Source organism: Mesorhizobium sp. (assembly GCF_041661565.1).
Taxonomy (GTDB): Bacteria; Pseudomonadota; Alphaproteobacteria; order Rhizobiales; family Rhizobiaceae; genus Mesorhizobium.
Map to the genome: position 1 here is coordinate 1 of NZ_JBAZUD010000212.1, position 5,705 is coordinate 5,705.

The following is a 5,705-nucleotide window of genomic DNA, read 5'->3' on the forward strand; positions in this document are numbered from 1 at the left end:
GCCTTCAAATCCGGCCAGGTGGCGATGCACATGAACTTCGCCTTCACGTGGCCGGGCCTGCAGAAGGACGAGAATGTCGGCGGCGACAAGATAGGCTACTTCGTCAACCCCAAGGGTCCCGGCGGCGCCCAGTTCGCCCAACTCGGCGGCCAGGGCATTTCCGTGGTGTCCTATTCCGACAAGCAGGAGCAGGCGCTGAAATACATCAAGTGGTTCGCCAACAAGGACGTGCAGGCCAAGTGGTGGTCGCTCGGTGGCTATTCCTGCCTCAACGCGGTGGTGAAGGATCCGAAATTCCCGGCGAGCCAGCCCTATGCGCAGACCTTCCTCGACTCGATGGCCATCGTGAAGGACTTCTGGGCCGAGCCGAGCTACGCGCCGCTGCTGCAGGCCTCACAGAAACGCTTCCACGACTATGTCGTCGCCGGCCAGGGCTCGGCCAAGGACGCGCTCGACGGGCTGGTCAAGGATTGGACGCAGGTGTTCCAGGACGACGGCAAGCTGTAACCGCAAGGCTCCTCCCGAGCCGGACCCCCGGAGCCGGATGATTTCAGGCCAAACGACCTGGAACATCCGCCTCCGGGCCAAGTGAGAGCGAGCATGATGTCGTCCGAAAGCCGCTTCGCACTGTTCGGCATCATGCTCTGGTCCCGTGCCGCACTTGGCACGGAACGCGGTTCAGATAAATTCCATCACAGAGACGAGCTAAAGTGACCGAAGCAGGACTGACCATGCTCAATCGGACTGCGGAGAACGTTGCCCGGGCGACCCCGGAACCGTTGGCTCGCAAGGTCCGCGGCATCAGCGACAAGGGCCTGGCCTGGCTGTTCATCTCGCCGACGATTCTGTTGCTGCTCGCCATCAACATCTTCCCGTTGTTCTGGGCGATCTATCTGTCATTCACCAACTACCGGGCCAACCGTCCAAATGAAGTCGTGAAGAATCTCGGCTTCGCCAATTATCGGCGCATCCTCGGCGATAGCGATGTCTGGATCGCCATGCAGACGACGGCGCATTTCGTGTTCTGGACGATCCTCCTGCAGACGCTGATCGGCTTCACCCTGGCCTGGCTGATCGATCGCAAGTTCCGCGGCCACGCCTTCTGGACGACCATCATCCTGGTGCCGATGATGCTGTCGCCGGCGGTGGTCGGCAATTTCTGGCGCTTCCTCTACGAGCCGCAGATCGGCCTGTTCGCCTATGCCATCTCGTTTGTCACCGGTATCCCGCCGACGAATATCCAGATGCTGTCCAACGTGTCCCTGGCGCCGTGGTCGATCGTCATCGTCGATACCTGGATGTGGACGCCCTACGTGATGCTGATCTGCCTCGCGGGACTGCGCTCGATCCCCGAATACATCTATGAGGCGGCCGAGGTCGACCGCGCCTCCAACTGGCGGCAGTTCTGGTCGATCACGCTTCCCATGGCGCTGCCCTTCATCATGCTGGCGGTGCTGTTTCGCGGCATCGAGAACTTCAAGATGTTCGACATGGTCAATCTCTTGACCGGCGGCGGACCCGGCTCGACCACCGAGGTCGCCTCGATCACGTTGAAGCGGCAGGCTTTCGAAAGTTGGCGCACCGGCTATTCGTCGGCCTTCGCCATCATCCTGTTCGTCGCGGTGTTCGGCCTGGCCAACATCTACGTCAAGGCGCTCAACAAGGTGAAGCAGAGATGAGCCTGACCACTGCCCATTCGGTCGTCGCGCCTTCGGCGAATTCGAAGCGGATCGCCGGCGCGATCATCGTCGCCTATGCGCTGATCTCGATCGTGCCGCTGCTGTGGATCTTCGCCACCAGCTTCAAGACGCCGCCGGACTCGATCGCCTATCCGCCGAAGGTCCTGTTCCAGCCGAGCATTGAGGGTTACTGCAATCTGTTCACGACACGCACGCGGCAGACGCCCGAATACATCAACTCTCTCGGACCCGCGACAGGCATCTGCGACGAGACCGTGCGCAAGCGCAACATGGTGATCGCCGGCCAGTCCAACTTCCTGCCGCGCTTCATCAATTCGCTGATCATCGCCTTCGGCTCGACCTTCTGCGCGGTGTTCCTCGGCACGCTGTCGGCCTATGGCTTCTCGCGCTTCAAGGTGCCGCTCGCCGATGACCTGCTGTTCTTCATCCTGTCGACGCGCATGATGCCGCCGATCGCCGTCGCCATACCGATCTACCTGATGTACCGCGAGCTTGGCCTGTCCGACACCGCGCTCGGCATGATCCTGCTCTACACGGCGGTCAATGTATCGCTGGCGGTGTGGCTGCTGAAGGGCTTCATCGACGAGATCCCGCGCGAATATGAGGAAGCGGCGATGATCGACGGCTATACGAGGCTCCAGGCCTTCTGGCGCACGGTTTTGCCGCAAGCCACCACCGGCATCGCCGCGACCGCGATCTTCTGCCTGATCTTCGCCTGGAACGAATACGCGTTCGCGGCCCTCTTGACCTCCGGCACGGCACAGACAGCGCCGCCCTTCATCCCCACCATCATCGGCGAAGGCGGCCAGGACTGGCCCGCTGTCGCGGCCGGCACGACGATCTTCCTGGTGCCGATCCTTGTCTTCACCATCCTGCTTCGCAAGCAATTGCTGCGTGGCATCACCTTCGGCGCGGTGCGCAAATGATTGCTCTGGGAATAAGAAACCGACGGCGCCACCGTTTCCCTTGTCCTCGCTCCCGGTCTCGCGCCGCGCCAGGTCGACCCCCACTCCGTCGAGCTTCGCTCGACACCTCTCCCCCGATCGACGGGGTAGAGGAAGGGCGCGACCCTAAGTTGGCCAGACTCCCTTCCTCTCCCTCCGGAGGGGGGAGAGGTGGCGCTGCGAAGCAGCGGCGGAGTGGGGGAACCACCTGGCAAGCCTCTCGCTTCTTGGACGGGCAGAAGGAAGGGGGTGGAGCATGACGCGCCCTGTTGCTCCCATAAAGAGATCATGGCCAGCCTGGGCACGGCGCGGGCTGATGGAAAACATCGCGACGGCGCTCATCGCGCTTGGCTTCCTGATGCTGTTCCAGCCCTTCGCGCTGTCGCTCTACACCTATTCCTTCATCACCATGCTTGCCGGCACGGTGATGTTCATCATCGTCTCGAAGTTCCCGGAATAATCATGGCCGAAATTCGCGTCCAGTACCTGAGAAAGGCCTTCGGCGATTTCGTCGCCGTGCAGGACTCCAACTTCGTCGTCGAGGACGGCGAGTTCTTCGTCATGCTCGGGCCATCCGGTTGCGGCAAGACCACGACCTTGCGCATGATCGCGGGGCTCGAACTGCCGACCGGCGGCCAGATCCTGCTTGGCGGCGACGACGTCACCATGCTGCGGGCGCGCGAGCGCGACATCGCCTTCGTCTTCCAGCTGTTCGCGCTCTATCCGCACATGAATGTGCGCAAGAACATCGGCTTTCCGCTTCTGGCGCAAGGCATGCCGTCGGCTGAAATCCGCACCCGCGTCGAAGAGACGGCGAAGCTCCTGCGCATCGATCATCTGCTCAACAAATCCGTTTCCGGCCTTGCCGGCGGCGATCGCCAGCGTGTCGCGCTCGGCCGCGCCATCGTGCGGCGGCCGAAGTGTTTCCTGATGGACGAGCCACTCGGTACGCTCGACACCGAGTTCCGCGATCTGATGGTCCATGAGCTGCGCGAACTGCACAACCGCATCCACGCGACGACCGTCTATGTCACGCACGACCAGATGGAAGCGATGTCGATGGCCGACAAGATCGCGGTCATGAACCACGGCGTCATCGAACAGTTTGGCACTCCGCGCGAGATCTACGACCGGCCGGCAACCATGTTCGTCGCCGACTTCATCGGCTCGCCGCCGATGAATTTCCTCGGATTCGGCGGTGGACTGACCAAGGGTGCAAGGGAGGTTGTCGTGCAAGGCGCGACGGTGGCCGTGCCCGAGGTGCGCGAGGATATCGCGCCCGGCGAAATGGCGATCGGCATCCGCCCCGAACATATCCGCTTCGACGACAATTCGAAGCTGCGCGGCGCCATCTACGGCACCGAATATCTCGGCACCACGCAGATCGTGGCGGTGGAGACGGCGGACGGCATCATCAAGGCCAGGGTGCCGGCCGAAATCCGGCTCTCGACCGGCGACCATGTCGGCCTTGCCTTGAGCAGCGCGAGACTGTCGCTTTTCGAAAAGGGCTCGGGCCGCGCGGTGAGAACCGCGGTCCACGATTCCGCCTCCCAGGGGAGAGCCCGGCATGGCTGAGGTCCACATCAAGAACGTGACCAAGAGCTTCGGCGAGCATGTCGCCGTCAACGGTCTCGACCTGCATATATCCGACGGCGAGTTCGTCGTGCTGCTCGGCCCGACGGGGGCCGGCAAGACGACGACGCTGCGGCTGATCGCCGGGCTGGAGCGGCAGGATGCCGGCACGATCGAGATCGGCGGCCACAACGCCACGACATTGTCACCGGCCGAGCGCGACACCGCCTTCGTGTTCCAGCAATATTCGCTTTATCCGCATCTTTCGGTGTTCGACAATCTCGCCTTCCCGCTGCGCTCGCCGGCACGCAGAATGCCGGAAGACCAGATTCGCCGCCGCGTCGAGGAGGTGGCCAAGATGGTGCGGATCCATCACAAGCTTTCCAACCGCTCGACCAAGCTTTCGGGTGGCGAGATGCAGCGCGTCGCCATCGGCCGCGCGCTGGTGCGCAAGCCGTCGATCTACCTGATGGACGAGCCGCTGTCGTCGCTTGATGCCAAGCTGCGGGCGGATCTGAGGCTCGAATTGAAGCGCATCCAGACCGAACTCGGCGCCACCATGCTGTATGTGACGCATGACCAGATCGAAGCGATGACGATGGCCGACCGCATCGGCATCCTCGCCGATGGCGTGCTGGTGCAGATCGGTTCGCCGCGAACCATATATTCGGAGCCGGCAAACCTGCATGTCGCGGCCAGGCTCGGCCAGCCGGCGATCAATCTGCTACCGACCGGGTTGCTGCCGGACGGCGGCGCGCCCGCCGGCACCAAGACGATCGGCGCGCGCACCGAACATCTGACGATCGGGAAGGCGATGAATGGCCATGCCGACGGCGTTGTCGACTGGGTCGAGCATCTCGGCGACCAGAACCACCTTCATGTGACGGTGGGCTCCATGAAGCTGGTGACGCTGACCGATCCCGATACGGATCTGGAACAGGGTGACAGAGTGGTGATCCGCTACCGGTCGCCGCTTTATTTCGGTGCCGACGGACAAAGGCTCATGTGAACGGTTCCGGTGTTTCCTGCCAAGGATGAACGCCGGCTCTGAATGACGATTGCGGATAGACTGGACGAATTCGATGAAGCACTTTTTCAATCGCAGGGAAACCATCGTCACGGAGGCGCTGGACGGCCTGTTGCGGACCATCGGCGCTGGCGATCTTGCGCGCCTCGACGGCTATCCCGATATCAAGGTCATCCTCCGCGCCGACTGGGACAGGACGAAAGTCAGCATCGTGTCCGGCGGCGGCGCTGGGCATGAGCCCTCGCATGCCGGCTTTGTCGGCAAGGGCATGCTGACGGCGGCGGTTTCGGGCGAAATCTTCGCCTCGCCGAGCGTCGAAGCGGTGCTGGCGGCCATTCGCGCGGTCACCGGCCCGGCGGGCTGCCTGCTGATCGTCAAGAACTACACGGGCGACCGCCTCAATTTCGGCCTGGCGGCCGAGAAGGCGCGCGCCGAAGGTTTTGCCGTCGAGATGGTGATCGT

Annotated in this window: 7 protein-coding genes; all 7 read left to right on the top strand. The window is 62.8% G+C overall.

Translation table 11 applies throughout. From position 1 onward, the window contains the following. Positions 1-507, top strand: a 507-nt coding sequence (locus tag WC739_RS24100) for an extracellular solute-binding protein (protein ID WP_372955501.1), incomplete at its 5' end; no start/stop codon positions are given. A gap of 224 nt (positions 508-731) precedes the next feature. Further along, positions 732-1,679 (top strand): carbohydrate ABC transporter permease, encoded by a 948-nt coding sequence (locus tag WC739_RS24105; protein WP_372955507.1) that lies wholly within the window; start codon positions 732-734, stop codon positions 1,677-1,679. Then, positions 1,676-2,626, top strand: coding sequence for a carbohydrate ABC transporter permease (locus WC739_RS24110; RefSeq protein WP_372955502.1), 951 nt, complete (start codon positions 1,676-1,678; stop codon positions 2,624-2,626). Before WC739_RS24105 ends, WC739_RS24110 begins: the two co-directional genes overlap by 4 nt. Before the next feature lie 274 nt (positions 2,627-2,900). Next, a complete protein-coding gene (locus WC739_RS24115) occupies positions 2,901-3,104 on the top strand; it encodes a hypothetical protein (RefSeq protein ID WP_372955503.1) in 204 nt (67 codons plus the stop codon). 2 nt (positions 3,105-3,106) lie between these two features. Continuing rightward, positions 3,107-4,219, top strand: coding sequence for an ABC transporter ATP-binding protein (locus WC739_RS24120; RefSeq protein ID WP_372955504.1), 1,113 nt, complete (start codon positions 3,107-3,109; stop codon positions 4,217-4,219). Then, positions 4,212-5,225, top strand: coding sequence for an ABC transporter ATP-binding protein (locus tag WC739_RS24125; RefSeq protein ID WP_372955505.1), 1,014 nt, complete (start codon positions 4,212-4,214; stop codon positions 5,223-5,225). Before WC739_RS24120 ends, WC739_RS24125 begins: the two co-directional genes overlap by 8 nt. Positions 5,226-5,298: 73 nt before the next feature. Next, the coding region (locus tag WC739_RS24130) for a dihydroxyacetone kinase subunit DhaK (protein WP_372955506.1) at positions 5,299-5,705 on the top strand (407 nt) is incomplete at its 3' end.